Source organism: Micromonospora sp. NPDC049047, from assembly GCF_040649135.1.
GTDB lineage: Bacteria > Actinomycetota > Actinomycetes > Mycobacteriales > Micromonosporaceae > Micromonospora.
The window spans coordinates 361,942-376,197 of the sequence record NZ_JBEZEY010000002.1 but is presented as its reverse complement, the minus strand read 5'-3'; the positions used below and the strand labels follow the sequence as shown (position 1 = coordinate 376,197).

The following is a 14,256-nucleotide window of genomic DNA, read 5'->3' as shown; positions in this document are numbered from 1 at the left end:
ACCGCCCTCCGTCTGACTACCCGATCACGCCGCTGCCCGCGCGTCGTGCGGCACCGGCTGCTCCACGATCGGGTCGGCGCCGGGACCCGGCCGGTGCGGGAATCGCCGCTGGTGCGCGAGGCCGAGGACGACGCCGGCGGCCACCAGCACGATGGCCGCGACCGCGACCGCCGGGTAGCCGACCCGGTCGGCCGCCGCGAGGCCGACGGACGCCGCCACGAACGAGCAGACCAGGCCGAACGACGACAGGACGGTGAAGTCGGTGCCGCCGGTGTCGGGGCGCGAGTAGTCCATGTTGACCGTGTAGAGCACGACGTTGGCGACGGTGTAGGCCACCATGAAGCAGCAGAGCGCGACGACCGTCGCCGCCAGCGGCGCACGCCCGTTCATCAGCGGCAACAGCAGCAACGTCGACACCGTGAGGGTCACCCCGCCGACCACGAGCACGCCACTGCGCCCGAAGCGACTGACCCCGAGCCCCGCGACCAGGCCCGCCACGATGGCCGGAGCGCTCGTCACCACGCCCGTCACGACACCGATCCGACCCAACGACCAGCCCGCGTCGACAAGGGCCGGCGTGACCAGGGCGTACGCCATTCCGGCGCCGACGTAGACAAGCGGCACCACGCCGAAGGTCCACCATCGGCAGCCCGGCTGGCCGAACACCGACAGCAACGCCCGGTAGGCAGTGCCCACCCGGGCCACCCGATCGGTCCGGGCCGGCTCCCGGAACCGCCACACCACGAGCAGACCGACAGCGGTCATCGCGGCCAGCAGACCGATCGCCGGTGCCCAGCCGAACCTGTCGTAGACCAGCACGCAGGCACCGCCGCCGAGCAGGTTGCCGAGGTAGCTGGCGGCGACCTGGATGCCGTTGCCGGTGCCCCGGGCCGACTCGGCGAGCATCCGGACGGCCACGGCGTCGACGGCGATGTCCTGGGTGGCGGAGAAGAAGACGTACGCGGCGCAGATCGCGATGATCGGCCCCAGCGCGTCGGCCGGGTCGGCGAACGGCAGCAGCGCCAGCAGGGCGAGCACCAGGGCGCTCTGGAGCACGAGCAGCCAGGATCGGTAGTGGCCGCGGTGTCGCGACCCGTACCTGTCGAGGATCGGCGCCCAGAGGAACTTGATGGGCCAGATCAGCCCGACGATCTGCAACAACGCAAGGGTGTCGAGTGAGGTGCCGCCGTCGCGCAGGATGGCGGTCAACCCGACGGTGATGAAACCGACGCCGAGGTACTGGGTGACGTACAGCGCGGTGAGCGTGCCGAGCCGGCCCTTCATGCGGCTTTCCAGTAGCCGAGGGAGGTCAACCGGTCCTTGTCGACGCCGAGCGTCCGTCGAATGTGCCGGGTGATGCCACGGGTGCTGGCGGCCTCGCAGGCCACCCAGTAGTGCGCCGCGCCGCTGGCCGGCAGCGCCGCGCACACAGTGTCGACGAGGTGTTGACCGGCGTCGCGCCGAGGCACCCAGGTGACGTCGTGGTGCTCGCGGGTGCGCAGCGCGAGCGCCTTCTCGCCCTCGTGGGCGTACTCCAGCCAGACCGTGGCCGGGATGTCGGCGCCGGCGTCGAGCAGGCTGTTCACCGCGGGTAGCGACGCGGCGTCGCCGACGAGGTAGAGGTGTTCGGGCGCCGGGTCGGGCAGTTCGAACGCGCTGCCCTGGACGGTCGCGGTGATGGTGTCGCCGACCTGCGCCCCGGTGGCCCAGTTGGCCGCGCAGCCGTCGTGGAGGGCGAATTCGAGCGTGAACCGACCGGTGGCCGGGTCGGGGTCGACAAGCGTGTACGCGCGCTGGTGGGCCCGCCCGTCGTTGTCGAACCACAGCCGGATCCACATCGTGGGGTGCACCCCGCACGCCGCCAGCAGGCCGCCCCCGTCGAGGAGCAGGCGCTGGTAGTGCCCGTCGATCGACTCGGTGCCCAGCACGGTCAACCGAAAGTCCCGGCCGCCCATGGCCTTGAGGACCAGGGCCTCCCAGTTCCGTTTCACGCACCCCTCCAGGTAAGGTCATCCTTGGTTAGGGGAGGTTAACCTAAGTTGCGCCCCCGATGGAACAGAGGAGCGCGCCCGATGACACACCTGGAGAAGGTCGCCGGTCTCGGTGAGTTGTCGTTGCTGACAGTGGACCCCGACCGGCACGCCGCCCTCCTGCACGGCTGGGTCAGCCAACCCCGGAACTCCTTCTGGGGCATGGGCGCACACACAGTCGACGAGGTCCGCGACATCTACGCCTTCGTGGACAGCCTGCCGACGCACCACGCGTACCTGATCATGGTGGAAGCCGAGCCGGTCGGCCTGTTCCAGACCTACCAGCCCGAGGCCGACCCGGTCGGCGAGCGTTACCGGGTCCAGCCCGGCGACATCGGGATGCACCTGCTGCTCAGTCCGGACCGGCGGATCGCCCGCGGCCTCACCAACGCCGTCGGGCCGGCGCTGGCCCGCTTCCTGTTCCGCGACCCGGCCGCCCAGCGGATCGTCGTCGAGCCGGACGTCCGCAACCACCTCGCCCTGCGCCGGTTGGAGATCGAGGGCTTCACCTTCGACTCGGAGATCGACATGCCGGACAAGCGGGCTCAGCTCGCGTTCCTCACCCGCGCCCGCTTCGTGGCGAAGCACCCGACGCCGGCCTGAACACCGACCCTTGTCGGTGGCGGCCAGGGGCGACCCAGGCGTAGCGCCGCAGGTGGGAGAGCTGGCCGTGCATGGCGGCGGCGGGCGCGGTGTGTCACTGCCGCAAACACTAACGGTCCATATCGACTCATCCTTTCGGCTAGGAAACTCTCAATCTTTCGGGTAGTGTCCAGGTCGACAGGTGAATGACATGACGCGGCGGCGAGGCCCGTGATCGTGGCCATGCGTTGCGACAGCGCACCCCGCCCGCACGTGCGCCCCGGCGACAGCCAGTTCGGAGAACTTCTTCCGGTCGATCCGATTGACGGGCAACTGTGGGAAGGACCACCTCATGGCCAGCATCGCCGGAACCGCTACCAGCACCCTCCGCGGCAACCGAAGCAGTGACCAGAGCCCGGACGAACTGCTGGCCACCCTGGCGGCGACCCCGGCCGACGACCCGCGCCGCCAAGCGCTGCGGGACCGCGTCATCGAGGCCTGGCTGCCGCTCGCCCGACACCTGGCCCGCCGCTACGGCGGGCGCGGCGCCGCCGACGAGGACCTGAGCCAGACCGCCTCGGTCGGGCTGATCAAGGCGGTCGACAACTTCGACCCCAGCCGCGGCATCGACTTCGCCGGGTACGCCATCCCCACCATCATCGGCGAGATCAAGCGGTACTTCCGGGACCGCACCTGGGCGGTCCGCGTGCCCCGCCGCCTCCAGGAGTTGCGCCTGTCGATAAGCGCGGCGAACAGCGCGCTGACCCAGACCCTCGGCCGCTCGCCGACAGTGGCCGACATCGCGTCCCACCTCGACCTCTCCGAGGAGACCGTCCTGGAAGGGTTGGAGGGTGCCCGCGCCTACCGGGCCACCTCACTGTCCACCCCGATCGGGGCCGGCGACCGGGAGCTCGGCGACACTCTCGGCGGCGACGACCACGAATTCGACGTCGTGGAGATCCGGGTGGCCCTCGGGCCGGCCCTCGCCACTCTGCCGGAGCGCGAACGCGAGATCCTGAGCCTGCGCTTCCACGGCAACCTGACCCAGTCCCAGATCGCCGAGCGGGTCGGTGTCTCGCAGATGCACGTCTCCCGGCTGATCAACCGGTCGTTGGCCACGCTGCGTCGCCACCTCTCCGGCGACAACTCGTTCTGACCGTCGGCGTCGTCGACCGCTCAGAGCTGGACGACGTGACCCACCCGTGGCGGCGTACGACCGGCGAGGACGTCGAGCCAGGCCCGCTGGAGGGCCGCCGGCCCGGCACCGACCTGGACGTCGAGCCACCCGCCCACGATCGCGGTGAAGCGTTGCCAGGCCTCGGTGAACCGCTCGTCGAGCCCCGCACGGCCCCAGTCCTGGCCGCGTTTGCGCATCTGTACCGGCGCGAAGAACACCTCGTCGGCGGCGTCGGCGTTCGGCGTCTGGGTGGTGAGGCCGACAGCGATGTCCCGGACCAACCGGTCGCCGAGGTGCCGACGCAGGGCGGCCCGGGTCGAGGGCGCGCCGGACAGGTCGAGGTACACCGAGGCAACGGCGTCCAGTGCCTCGATGTCGTCGTACGCGACGACCTGGTCGTAGCAGCCGAGCGAGCGGGTGAAGGTCAGGTTGCCGGGTGAGGTGAGCCCGACCAGGCGCGGCCCGCGCCCACGCAGCTCGAACGCGGCGGCGTACGCGGTCTTGCTCGACGCCGAGGACAGCAGCAGCGACTCGGCACCGTAGCAGTCGTTGTCGAGAACCTGGTCGGCAAGCATGAACGAGGTGAAGAACAACGGCCGGAACAGGATCAGCAGATCCTCCTGGTCGGGCCGGTACGCCGGGTCGCCCGTGGTCGACCGGTACGCGTTGTACGGGGACGGCAGCTCGGCCCGGTGCGGGCTGGCGTCCCGGAACCCGGACGCGTCCACCCGGTCCGGCCGGACCAGCAGGTGACCCGCGGGCGGGAGATAGCCGTAGATCCGCTGCCCCACCACGACGCCCGCGACAGTGGAGGCGACCACCTCGGCGAAGCCCCAGAGCGGCGGCAGACCCCACTGTGGCCCGAGCCCCACCGGCGGAAAGAACTGCCAGTAACGCATCGCCTCACCGAGCACCGCGTAGGTCACGTTGTTGGCGGTCAGGCCGACCCGGTCCACCCGCAGCAGCGCCTCGCCGTCGGCCACCGCGGGCGGGTCGCCATCGACGAGCGTGGTCCGTCCGAGGTCGTCACGCGCCACGGCGAAGGTCCATGAGTCGGCCATGAGGTGACGCTAGACACCCGCGCCGACCCAGACAAGTGCACTGAGAGTGCAAAATCCCACTGCTCCGGTCAGGACCGGGAAGCGGCGAGGTCGCGGAGGTGCGCGAGCGGCAGATGCGGGGGCCGCCACTCCAGGAAGAGCGCTGTGGCGTCGTCCTCAAGCCGATCGTCCTGGTAGCCGACGACGGCACGCACCAGGCGACGCATCGTCTCCGGGCTGGGCAACCCGTCGTTGAGGGCGCGGTTGACGAAGTCGATGAGCCGCTCCAACCCGAACTGGATGCCGTCGGAGCTCCGCGCGTCGGTGATGCCGTCGGTGTAGGCGAGGATCCGGTCGCCCGGGTGCAACTCCTCCACGTGCACCGTCGGGCGGCGGGCCGACAGGTGACCCAGGCCGAGCGGCAACGCCGTCGGCCCCGGCAGCTCCCGAATGGCCTTGCCGTCGCGCAGCAACATCGCACCCGGGTGACCCGCGTTGATCGTGCTCAGTCTGCCGGTCCGATGGTCCAGCTCGATGAGCAGCCCGGTCGCGAAGAAGTTGGGGTGCTCGGAACGCACCCACTTGTCGATGCTGATCGCCGTGTCGACCAGGTCGAGCCCACACCGGCGGGCGTTGCGGTACGCGCTGACCACGAGTGAGGCAAGCGTGCTCGCCTTGATGCCGTGCCCACAGGTGTCGAAGAGCCCGACGCTGAGCACGTCCCCGTTCAACGCGTAGTCGAAGATGTCGCCGCCGACGTCGTAACAGGGTTCGAGGATCGCGGTGATCACCAGGTCGTCGGTGGCGAAGGTCAGCGGCGGCAGCAGCCCCCACACGATCTCGGCGGCGACCTGCATCGGCAGCCGCCGCCGCATCCGCTCGACCACGTCACCGTAGAGCCGCCGGTTGACCAGGATCTGGGCGATGTTCACCGCCACCTCCCAGGCTGGGCCGTCCATCGCCGGGTCGGCGGCGGCCGGCGAGACGACCTCCAGCACGCCCATCCGTTCGCACCCGAGCAGCAGTGGCACCCAGACCCGATCCGGGCTGTCGGGGGCGCGCTGGATGTCGAGGTTGGTGAAGGCCCGCCCGGCGAGAGTCGTCTCGATCGACAACGCGTCCCGGACCAGACCCGCGCCGAGCAGCGGCACGAGCAGGGACTGCGTGTAGTCGGCCAGGTAGATCACGATCTCGGTGGCGTCGATGGCGGGAGCCGCCTGGGCCACGAGCTGGGACAGCTCGTCCGGACCGCCCCTGGGTGCGTTGAGCTGGAGCCAACGCACCATCTCGCCGACGTCACCCAAGCTCCCACCTCCCCGAATCCTCCCCGACCGCGGGAGCACGTGGTGCGACCGTGAGGCTACCTTGCCCTCAGCGAGTTGGGACATCGGCGAGGTCGGCCGGGTCGAGGTGCAGGGTGGCGAGCAACCCCGAGTGCTTGGCCGGGTCCACCCGCTCCGGCAGTTCGCGCTCGACCCAGTCGGCTCTGGCCTGCTGGCCCCGGTCGCGCAGCGCGGTGACGATCCGGTGCCTGGCGATGCTCATCTGGTGCTCTCCTCTTAGGCGTTCAGGACTGTCATTCGCACGGACGGCGGCGGTCCGGACCACCGCCGTCCCGGCGGTGCTGACAGGCGGACCCGACAGCCGGGACGGGGCCGGCGGTCACTAACACGACCAGCCGTCGCGGCGGTGGGGATGACGATCGGTAAGGCCCTGTTTCGGCTGGTGGCGGACGGCGTCCGGCGGCCACCGCAGTCCCGGGCGACGTGTTCACCGTACGCCCTCGCGGTGCGCCACCGCACCGGCACCGGCCACCCGACCGACCGGGACGCGCTGCCGGCGCCTCGGATCGATTGATCAGGGCTCCAGCACCACCTTGCCGGCCCGGCTGCGTGTCTCGGCGAACACCAGCGCGGTGGAGACCTCGCTGAGCGGGTAGCGGGCGGCGATCTGCGGCACGATCACCCCCTGCCGCAGCAGGTCGAGCACGATGCCCAGGTCGGTGCGCAGGCGACGCCGGAACGCGGTACGGCGGGTGAGGTGACCGGCCCAGAAGTTGTAGAAGCCGACCTGGTGGCCGTTCGGCAGCGCGTTCCAGGTGTAAAGGCGCGTCAGCACCTTCACGAAGACCCACCCGATCGGCTGGCCGGAGTTCACGGCGGCGGCGTTGCCGTAGACCACGAGCGAGCCGCCGGGGGCGAGCAGGCCGTACGAGGTTCGTACACCCGGGCCACCCACCGGGTCGAAGACGGCGTCGACACCGCCCGGCGACAGCGCACGCACGTGGGCGGCCAGATCCGGGTCACGGTAGTCGAGCGGTTCGACGCCGAGTTCACGCAGCGCGGCGTGGTGCCGTGCGGCGGCGGTGCCGATGACCCGCAGGCCGAGGTGTCGTCCGAGTTGGACGAGTACCGTGCCGACGCCACCGTTCGCGCCGTGCACGAGGATGGTCTGCCCGGCCCGCAGGCCCGCCTTCCGCAACATCTGCCAGGCCGTCACACCGTTGACGACTACCGTCTCGGCGGCGGCGGGGTCCAGATCCGCGGGTACGGGGGTCAGGGCGTCGATGTCGACGAGCGCGTGGGAGGCCCACCCGCCGGTCTTGGTGACCGCCGCGACCCGGGTGCCGATGAGTGCGTCGTCCGCGCCGGGGCCGACCGCCCGGACCGTGCCGACGAGGTCGTAGCCGGGCACGAAGGGGAACTTCGGCTGGCCGGGGTAGCGGTCGTGGCGCATCTGTTGTTCGGCGAACGAGATGCCGGTGGCCTCGACCTGGACGAGCGCCTGCCCCCGGGCGGGGACGGGCATGGCGCGTCGGCGCAGGTGGAGTCCGTCGGGCTCCACCACGCCGGGCAGCACCACTTCGGTGATCGTCGCATCCGGGTTCATCGGATTCTCCTTGTTTGTAAGTGTGCACTCACACACTTGTCCGGGTCAAAAAATGGGCCACTGTCGTGGCCCAGGGTCGGTGGTCGGGTCAGGGGTGGCGGATGCCGGCGGTCAGCGCGCGGGCCCACGGCTCGGAGACCTGCTCCAGGCCGGCCGTGACGATCAGGTGACAGAGCTGGCCGTACGCGAAGAAGCGCTGCACCTGCGCGTCGTCGGCACCGGCCCGGTCCTGCACGAAGGTCGCGATCCGCCGGTAGCCGGCCCGCACCGCCTCGGCGATCTCGGGGATGTCCGTGACGGCCTGCGCCTGCACCTGGAAGAGCAACAGGTCACGGTCGGCGATCAACTCCGCGTACGCGCGGCCCATGGCGTCGAGGATCTCCTCGGGGCTGCTCCCCGCGGCCTGCTCCGCGCCCGCCTCGATCGCCGCGGCGATCCTGTCGAAACACGCCCCGGCCGCCGCCACGAACAACCCGAGCTTGCCGGCGAAGAGCCGGAAGACGTACGCCTCGGAGATGCCGGCGGCGGCGGCCACTGCGGTGACCGGGGTGGCATGGAAGCCGGTGCGGGCGAACGCCGACACCGCGGCGTTCAGCACGGTGACCCGACGGGCCTCGGCGGTGGATCGCATGTTTGTAAGTGTGCACTCACAAACAATGGTCGTCAAGTCCGTCGGCCCGGCCGCCGGTGCGCAGCGCTACGCGCACGTCCCCACCCACGCAGCTCACTCGGACGGGTAGAGCCGGGCCGGGTCACCGGGTCGGACGCTGTCCGGAAGGTCGTCCCGGGTGCTGGCGGCGAGCGAGCCGAGCAGCGCCAGCGAGCGCGCGGACTCCGTACCCGGCTCGGCGTGGTAGATCACCAGCAGCTGCCCGTCGGCGCCCGCGACGGCGAGCTTGTCGCAGTACAGGTCGAGGTCACCCACCTCGGGATGATGCAGTCGGCTGACCACACCCTCCCGCCTACGCACCTCGTGCCGCGCCCACAGTTGGCGGAAGCAGTCGCTCTTGAGGGACAACTCCCCCACCAGCGCCGTCAACCGGGGGTCGTCGGTGGCCCCGCCCGAGTCGGCGCGCATCTGCCCCACCACGCTCTGCATCGCCTGCCGCCAGTCGCGGAACAGCTCCCGTTCGGCAGGGTCCAGGAACACCGCGCGGAGTCGGTTCGCGCCCGGGGCGAGATTCGGCGACAGGACCCTCGCCATCGGGTTCGAGGCCAGGATGTCGAGGTAGCGGTTCTGCACGAAGGCCGGCATGTCGAGCTGCCGCAGCAGGTGCAGGATGCTGGCCGGCACCCGATCGGCGGCCGGTCGGACCGCCCGACGCGACCGCGCCCGGCTCAACCCGATCAGGTACGCGGTCGCCTCCGGATCCAACCGCAGCACCCCGGCCAGGGCATCGAGCACCTGCACCGAGGGGTGCCGTTCGCGTCCCTGCTCCAACCGCAGGTAGTAGTCGGCGCTGATGCCGGCCAGCATCGCCACCTCCTCGCGCCGCAGCCCCGGCACCCGGCGCAGGCCCACGCCGGGACCGAGCCCGACGTCCTCGGGCCGGGTCTGCTCCCGACGGGCACGCAGAAAGTCGCCGAGTGGGTTCATCGCGTCCATACCACCGACGGTAGATCGCCCGGCCGTCCGTTGACTGGGCGTGTCACTACCAGGAACAGCTCGCCCTGCCGGTCGGCCGACCGTCGGCGCACAGTCGAGGCGTACCGACTCCCAGCACGGATAGAGGACCACATGAGCGAGAACCTTCCCGGCGGATCCCTGACCCTGGCTGACGGCCTCACCCTGAGCCGGATGGGCTACGGGGCGATGCAGTTGGCCGGCCCGGGTGTGTTCGGCCCGCCCCGCGACCGCGAGCAGGCGCTCGCCGTGCTCCGCGAGGCCGTCGAGCGCGGGGTCCGGCACATCGACACGAGCGACTTCTACGGCCCGGTGGTGGTGAACGAGCTGATCCGCGAGGCGCTGCACCCGTACCCCGAGGATCTGCACCTGGTCACCAAGGTCGGCGCGCGACGCGGCGCCGACCGCTCCTGGATCCCGGCGCTGGAGCCGGACGAACTGAAGGCCCAGGTCCGGGACAACCTCCGACACCTCGGCCTGGACGTCCTCGACGTGGTCAACCTGCGGGTCGGGGTGGCCGAGGGCACCGGCGACGATCCCCTCTCCGAGCAGTTCGGCGCCCTCGCGGACCTGCGACAGGAAGGGCTGATCCGGCACCTCGGGCTCAGCAACGTCACGCTCGACCAGCTCACCGAGGCCCAGGCCATCGCCCCGGTGGTCACCGTCCAGAACCTCTACAACCTCGCCAACCGCAAGGACGACGCCCTGGTGGACAGGTGCGCGGCGGAGAACATCGCGTTCGCGGCGTTCTTCCCGCTCGGCGGGTTCACGCCGTTGCAGTCCGACACCCTCAACGACGTGGCCGCCCGGGTGGGCGCCTCGCCGCAGCAGGTCGCCCTCGCCTGGCTCCTCCAGCGCTCCCCGACGACCGTGCTGATCCCGGGCACCTCGACGCTGGCGCACCTGCGGGAGAACCTCGCGGCGGCCGAGCTGAAGCTGCCGGCCGACGCGATCGAGGAACTGGACACCATCGGTTCCTAGGGCTGTTTCATCAGGACTGGCCGACAGCCCCTAGTGCTGGCGCGGGCGGTTGCGGACGAGTGCGAGCGTGAGCACGGCGGTGACCAGGAAGACGATCCCGGTGATGCGCAGGCCGGCCTGGACGCCGGAGGTCAGCGCCTCGGCCAGTGCCGCCCGGACCGGATCGGGCAGCGGTTGGTCGCCGGTGGCACCGGCGGCCACCGCCGCCCGCACGGCGGACCGGGTGGGTTCGCCGACCTGGTGCGCGGCCAGCCGGTCGGGCAGGTCGGCAAGCATGGTGGTGGTCAGGAGCGTGCCCAGCAGGGACGCGCCGAGCACGGAGCCGACCTGGCGGGCGGCGTTCACCGCACCGGAGGCCATGCCGGCCTGAGCGGGCGCGACGCTGGCCAGGGCCGCCGCCGTCGCCGGGGCCACCACCAGAGCACTGGCGACGCCGAACAACGCGAACAGCGCCCAGCGAGCACCGAACGAGGTGGTGGGGCCCTGGGCCGCCAGCGCGAAGCTGGCCACCGCACCCAGGACCAGGCCGAGGGCGATCGGTGCCTTGAAGCCGGTACGACGGATCGCCTGCCCGACGCCGAAGGCGGTGAGCGCGTAGGCGCCGAAGAGCACGAGCATCCGCCAGCCGGTGTCCAGCGGGCTGAGCGCCTGGGCCCGCTCGTGGAAGAGGACAAGCAGGATCGCCACGCCGGTGAAGCCGAACAGCGATACCGCGGCGACGACCATGACGGCGCTGAACGACGCGGACCGGAACAGCCGTACGTCGAGCATTGGCGCACCGGCCCGTAGCTCGACAAACACGAACCCCACAAGTGCGACAAGCGCGACGATCCACGCCACCAGCACCACCGGGCTGGCGTAGCCGGCCTTGCCACCCTGGATCATCGCGTAGACGGCGGCGGCGATGGCGACGGTGCCCAGCAGGAGGCCGGGTACGTCGAGTCGGGCGGCGCTCGGCTGGGACTCGGCCACCCCGACGGCGGCGACGACGAGAGTGATGACGCCGAGCACGATGGTCGACAGGTAGACGCTGTGCCACCGGTGGTGCTGGAGCAGCGTGCCGGCGATGAGCGGGCCGACCGCGAGCCCGATGCCGGAGGCCGCCGACCACGCGGTGATGACCTCGGTACGTCGGTGCGGATCGGTGAAGGTCGCGCCGAGGATCGCCAGGCTGTTCGGCAGGATCAGGGCTCCGCCGAGGCCGGCGACCAGCTGCCCGACGATCACCCAGGCCACGGTCGGGGCGCTGGCCACGACGGCGGCACCAACGATCATCGCGATGACTCCGGCACCGAACATGCGCTTGCGCCCGTAGCGGTTGCCGAGGGTGGCCGCGGACAGCACCACGCTCGCCACCATCAGCGTGTAGGCGCTGGGGACCCAGATCAGGGTGGTCGGATCGACCCGCAGATCCTGCTGGATCGTGGTCAGCGCGGATACCGTCGCGGTGATCTGGAAGAACGTGATCATCGCGCCCAGACACATGGCGATCAGGGTCACCGGACGGGAGCCACGGACCGACGACCGGACGACGCCGGCCGGTCCGGGCGCGGGTGGGGCTGCGGTGTTGCTGGTCACTGGCATCCTCAGGGACGGGCGGGCTGACTTGCATATGCAGAAGTCAGCACGCCCCAGTGAAGCACCTGACTAATCGCAATGCAAGTCAGATAGGCTGGGTGACATGGAAGACCTACGGGAAGACCGCGACTCCTGGTCGAGCGAGAACTGCTCGGTGGCCCGGGCGATGGACATCGTGGGCAGCAGGTCGACGGTCCTGATCATGCGCGAGGCCCTGCTCGGCACGCGCCGCTTCGACGACTTCGTCCGCCGGGTCGGCGTCGGTGAACCCGCAATGGCCGCCCGACTCAAGGAAATGCTCGCCGCCGGCCTACTCGAACGCATCCCGTACCGGGAGCCCGGGCAGCGCACCCGCCACGAGTACCAACTCACCCGCAAAGGCCGCGAACTCCTGCCGGTCATCACCGCCCTGCGCAACTGGGGCGACACCTGGGCCGCCGACGACGCCGGCCCATCCGTCGTCGCCACCCACCACGACTGCGGCGAGCCGGTCCGCGCGGTACTCCGCTGCGCCGCCGGCCACGAGATCACGGACGGCGACATCGACATCGCCGCCGGCCCGGGCATCATCCGACGCGCCTGACGGCCGAGCCGGCCGGGCACGGGAGCCGCCGGGCGCGCGGGGCCGCCGGGCGCGCGGGCCGCCGGGCGCGCGGGCCGCCGGGGCGGGCTCGATCCGAGGCGACCGGCAGGCGGGCGGGCTCATTCCTCGCGGCGGCCGGGCGCGCGGGCCGCCGGGGCGGCCGTCATTCCTCGCGGCGGCCGGGCAGGCGGGCCGCCGGGCCGGGCGTCATTCCTCGCAAATCGGCATGCGGGCCGCCAACCTGAGGTCCCGATGGCACCAGCACAGCACCACTTATCAATCGATTTTGATCGCTAAAACTGTCGTACACCTGTTCTAGTCTCTGGTCATGGTTGAGGAGTTGGCGCGGGCAGACGACGCCGTCGCCGTCTGCGTCGACGACGCCGCCTGGGCCCTCGCCGACGATGAGCTGATCGCGGCGCTCGACGCCGCACACCGCCTGGCGCAACGCCTCGCCGCCGTCACGCTCGCCCTGGTTCGCGAGATCGACGGTCGGGGCACCGCCCGCGCGCAGGGCGCGTCCAGCACAGCGGTCTGGCTGCGCGAACGACTCCGGCTCACCGTTCCCGCCGCCCGCCGGCTCGTCGACCTCGCCGCCGCCCTGGAAAGCGGCAATCCTGGGGTACGCGCCGCTCTGGCCAACGGGGACATCACCCTCGACCAGGCCCGGGTCATCGCCGACACCGTCACCACCGTGCACACGGCCGCCGGCGCGGAGGCCGCCGACAAGGCCGTCGGTGTGCTCACCGAGTGGGCCGGCCAGTTCGACAGCACCCTCCTGCGCAAACTCGGCACCCGCATCCTCGACCACGTCGCACCCGAGGCCGCCGACGCCGCCGCTCGGGCAGCACTGGAAGCCGAAGCCCGCCAAGCGACCCGCGACCGTCACCTCACCCTCTCCGAACTGTCCGACGGGCGGCTCCGACTCACCGGCACCCTCGACACCGAAACCGCCGGCCTGCTCCGCGCCGCCATCGACCCGCTGACCGCCCCGTCCGGTCCAGACGACAGACGCTCCCCCGGGCAACGCCGCCACGACGCACTCGCCGACCTGTGCCGACTCAGCCTGCGCACCGGCGACCTACCCGAGCACGGCGGCGATCCCGCGCAGATCGTCGTCACCACCAGCTACGACATGCTCGCGAGACAACTCGACGCCGGCACCCTCGACACCGGGCTGCGGCTCACCCCGGAGACGGTGCGTCGGCTCGCCTGCGACGCCGCGATCCTGCCCGCCATCCTCGGCAGCGCCGGCCAGGTCCTCGACGTCGGAAGACAACGCCGCCTCATCACCGGCCCACTCCGACGCGCACTCGTCCTCCGCGACCGCGGCTGCGCCTTCCCCGGCTGCGACCGCCCACCCCGCTGGTGCGACGCCCACCACATCCGACACTGGGCCGACGGCGGCGACACCAGCCTGGCCAACGCCGTCCTGCTCTGCGGCCACCACCACCGACACCTCCACCACAGCGACTGGACCGTCCGCTTGGCCGGCGACGGTCAGCCCGAATTCATCCCACCGGCCTGGCTCGACCCCGAACAACTCCCCCGCCGCAACCACTACCACCGGCGGACATAGACACGACCTACCGACGCTGAACCCACCTTCGCCACGCAGTCGGTTCCAGGCAGGTCTCCACGTCGCTGGGCCGGGGTGCTCGATGACCCGCGCGCGCTCGGCGGGACCACCACGGTGGCGCGACCGCACAGGCCGGCGCCGGGTGTGAGCCCGGCCCGCCGCGGGCCACGTCCCTACCCACAGCCACCCACCC

15 protein-coding genes are annotated in these 14,256 nt (G+C 71.4%); 6 read left to right on the top strand and 9 right to left on the bottom strand.

The window, feature by feature from the left end:
* Nucleotides 1-24: 24 nt before the first annotated feature.
* Both AB0B86_RS04735 and AB0B86_RS04730 read right to left on the bottom strand, forming a co-directional pair.
* Complete coding sequence (locus AB0B86_RS04735) at nt 25-1,284, bottom strand: MFS transporter (protein WP_357402566.1); 1,260 nt, start codon at nt 1,282-1,284, stop codon at nt 25-27.
* Nucleotides 1,281-1,991 carry a siderophore-interacting protein gene (locus AB0B86_RS04730; RefSeq protein WP_357402568.1) on the bottom strand — a complete coding sequence of 237 codons (711 nt, stop codon included), beginning with the start codon at nt 1,989-1,991 and terminating at the stop codon, nt 1,281-1,283. The genes AB0B86_RS04735 and AB0B86_RS04730 overlap by 4 nt, the downstream gene beginning before the upstream one ends.
* Before the next feature lie 81 nt (nt 1,992-2,072).
* Here AB0B86_RS04730 and AB0B86_RS04725 point away from each other — a divergent pair, with 81 nt between their 5' ends.
* Both AB0B86_RS04725 and AB0B86_RS04720 read left to right on the top strand, forming a co-directional pair.
* Nucleotides 2,073-2,633 (top strand): GNAT family N-acetyltransferase, encoded by a 561-nt coding sequence (locus AB0B86_RS04725; RefSeq protein ID WP_357402570.1) that lies wholly within the window; start codon nt 2,073-2,075, stop codon nt 2,631-2,633.
* Between the two features lie 331 nt (nt 2,634-2,964).
* Nucleotides 2,965-3,768, top strand: a complete 804-nt coding sequence (locus tag AB0B86_RS04720; protein WP_357402572.1) for an RNA polymerase sigma factor SigF — start codon at nt 2,965-2,967, stop codon at nt 3,766-3,768.
* Between the two features lie 20 nt (nt 3,769-3,788).
* On the opposite strand, the gene AB0B86_RS04715 is transcribed toward AB0B86_RS04720, so the two are convergent.
* The 3 genes from AB0B86_RS04715 to AB0B86_RS04705 form a co-directional block, all read right to left on the bottom strand.
* The gene (locus AB0B86_RS04715; protein ID WP_357402574.1) at nt 3,789-4,850 is read right to left on the bottom strand and encodes a DUF2855 family protein; all 1,062 of its coding nucleotides are present in this window, start codon (nt 4,848-4,850) and stop codon (nt 3,789-3,791) included.
* A gap of 68 nt (nt 4,851-4,918) precedes the next feature.
* Entirely contained in the window at nt 4,919-6,133 is a 1,215-nt protein-coding gene (locus AB0B86_RS04710; protein WP_357402576.1) for a PP2C family protein-serine/threonine phosphatase, read from the bottom strand.
* A gap of 67 nt (nt 6,134-6,200) precedes the next feature.
* Nucleotides 6,201-6,374, bottom strand: a complete 174-nt coding sequence (locus AB0B86_RS04705; RefSeq protein WP_357402578.1) for a hypothetical protein — start codon at nt 6,372-6,374, stop codon at nt 6,201-6,203.
* A gap of 150 nt (nt 6,375-6,524) precedes the next feature.
* On the opposite strand from AB0B86_RS04705, the gene AB0B86_RS04700 reads away from it, so the two are divergent.
* Nucleotides 6,525-6,686, top strand: coding sequence for a hypothetical protein (locus tag AB0B86_RS04700; protein WP_357415274.1), 162 nt, complete (start codon nt 6,525-6,527; stop codon nt 6,684-6,686).
* On the opposite strand, the gene AB0B86_RS04695 is transcribed toward AB0B86_RS04700, so the two are convergent.
* From AB0B86_RS04695 to AB0B86_RS04685, 3 genes are all read right to left on the bottom strand, one after another.
* A complete protein-coding gene (locus AB0B86_RS04695; RefSeq protein ID WP_357402580.1) occupies nt 6,687-7,718 on the bottom strand; it encodes a zinc-binding dehydrogenase in 1,032 nt (343 codons plus the stop codon). It lies immediately after the preceding gene.
* Nucleotides 7,719-7,806: 88 nt separating this feature from the next.
* Complete coding sequence (locus tag AB0B86_RS04690; protein WP_357402582.1) at nt 7,807-8,349, bottom strand: TetR family transcriptional regulator; 543 nt, start codon at nt 8,347-8,349, stop codon at nt 7,807-7,809.
* A gap of 93 nt (nt 8,350-8,442) precedes the next feature.
* Nucleotides 8,443-9,324 carry a helix-turn-helix transcriptional regulator gene (locus AB0B86_RS04685; protein ID WP_357402584.1) on the bottom strand — a complete coding sequence of 294 codons (882 nt, stop codon included), beginning with the start codon at nt 9,322-9,324 and terminating at the stop codon, nt 8,443-8,445.
* Nucleotides 9,325-9,456: 132 nt separating this feature from the next.
* Here AB0B86_RS04685 and AB0B86_RS04680 point away from each other — a divergent pair, with 132 nt between their 5' ends.
* Complete coding sequence (locus AB0B86_RS04680) at nt 9,457-10,323, top strand: oxidoreductase (RefSeq protein WP_357415271.1); 867 nt, start codon at nt 9,457-9,459, stop codon at nt 10,321-10,323.
* 30 nt (nt 10,324-10,353) lie between these two features.
* On the opposite strand, the gene AB0B86_RS04675 is transcribed toward AB0B86_RS04680, so the two are convergent.
* On the bottom strand, nt 10,354-11,901 hold the full coding sequence (locus AB0B86_RS04675; RefSeq protein WP_357402588.1) for an MFS transporter: 1,548 nt from the start codon (nt 11,899-11,901) through the stop codon (nt 10,354-10,356).
* Between the two features lie 103 nt (nt 11,902-12,004).
* Here AB0B86_RS04675 and AB0B86_RS04670 point away from each other — a divergent pair, with 103 nt between their 5' ends.
* Both AB0B86_RS04670 and AB0B86_RS04665 read left to right on the top strand, forming a co-directional pair.
* A complete protein-coding gene (locus AB0B86_RS04670; protein ID WP_357415269.1) occupies nt 12,005-12,484 on the top strand; it encodes a helix-turn-helix domain-containing protein in 480 nt (159 codons plus the stop codon).
* Between the two features lie 328 nt (nt 12,485-12,812).
* Entirely contained in the window at nt 12,813-14,063 is a 1,251-nt protein-coding gene (locus AB0B86_RS04665; RefSeq protein ID WP_357402592.1) for a DUF222 domain-containing protein, read from the top strand.
* Nucleotides 14,064-14,256: the final 193 nt, after the last annotated feature.

Excerpts from the sequence above, each read along its gene's own strand:
- AB0B86_RS04735 (WP_357402566.1), bottom strand. The coding sequence starts at position 1,284 with ATGAAGGGCCGGCTCGGCACGCTCACCGCGCTGTACGTCACCCAGTAC.
- AB0B86_RS04725 (WP_357402570.1), top strand. The coding sequence starts at position 2,073 with ATGACACACCTGGAGAAGGTCGCCGGTCTCGGTGAGTTGTCGTTGCTG.
- AB0B86_RS04720 (WP_357402572.1), top strand. The coding sequence starts at position 2,965 with ATGGCCAGCATCGCCGGAACCGCTACCAGCACCCTCCGCGGCAACCGA.
- AB0B86_RS04715 (WP_357402574.1), bottom strand. The coding sequence starts at position 4,850 with ATGGCCGACTCATGGACCTTCGCCGTGGCGCGTGACGACCTCGGACGG.
- AB0B86_RS04705 (WP_357402578.1), bottom strand. The coding sequence starts at position 6,374 with ATGAGCATCGCCAGGCACCGGATCGTCACCGCGCTGCGCGACCGGGGC.
- AB0B86_RS04700 (WP_357415274.1), top strand. The coding sequence starts at position 6,525 with ATGACGATCGGTAAGGCCCTGTTTCGGCTGGTGGCGGACGGCGTCCGG.
- AB0B86_RS04695 (WP_357402580.1), bottom strand. The coding sequence starts at position 7,718 with ATGAACCCGGATGCGACGATCACCGAAGTGGTGCTGCCCGGCGTGGTG.
- AB0B86_RS04690 (WP_357402582.1), bottom strand. The coding sequence starts at position 8,349 with ATGCGATCCACCGCCGAGGCCCGTCGGGTCACCGTGCTGAACGCCGCG.
- AB0B86_RS04685 (WP_357402584.1), bottom strand. The coding sequence starts at position 9,324 with ATGGACGCGATGAACCCACTCGGCGACTTTCTGCGTGCCCGTCGGGAG.
- AB0B86_RS04680 (WP_357415271.1), top strand. The coding sequence starts at position 9,457 with ATGAGCGAGAACCTTCCCGGCGGATCCCTGACCCTGGCTGACGGCCTC.
- AB0B86_RS04670 (WP_357415269.1), top strand. The coding sequence starts at position 12,005 with ATGGAAGACCTACGGGAAGACCGCGACTCCTGGTCGAGCGAGAACTGC.
- AB0B86_RS04665 (WP_357402592.1), top strand. The coding sequence starts at position 12,813 with ATGGTTGAGGAGTTGGCGCGGGCAGACGACGCCGTCGCCGTCTGCGTC.